The 233-nt window shown below is 39.5% G+C and carries 1 protein-coding gene and 1 pseudogene; both read right to left on the minus strand.

Going from position 1 to position 233, the window contains the following annotated elements:
• Window positions 1-88: excisionase (locus LI112_RS18085; protein WP_255647178.1), on the minus strand; the 88-nt coding region annotated here is incomplete at its 3' end.
• Window positions 88-233: pseudogene (locus tag LI112_RS18090) on the minus strand (replication initiation factor domain-containing protein); the annotation flags it as partial. The gene LI112_RS18085 and the pseudogene LI112_RS18090, both read right to left, overlap by 1 nt.

Raw genomic sequence — 233 nt, forward strand, 5'->3', positions numbered from 1 at the left:
ACTTGTTTTCTCCGATACGGAAATATTTTGACGCTTCTTCAATGGTAAGGGTGTATTTTTCCCATACGGGAATATCGTTGTTATTCATCAGATACCCCCTTTCCCATGTTTCGTGTCATATTGGATATAAGGGATAAGGTCGGTGCGGTTTATCATCTGTAAATGTGCGGTTAGTTTACTGGAAAGGGAATTACTGTATCTTGCCTTATCAAGCATAGTTCCCACTTTTTCCA

Origin of the sequence: Blautia sp. 210820-DFI.6.14 (genome assembly GCF_020558815.1) — a bacterium.
GTDB classification, from domain to species: domain Bacteria; phylum Bacillota; class Clostridia; order Lachnospirales; family Lachnospiraceae; genus Blautia_A; species Blautia_A obeum.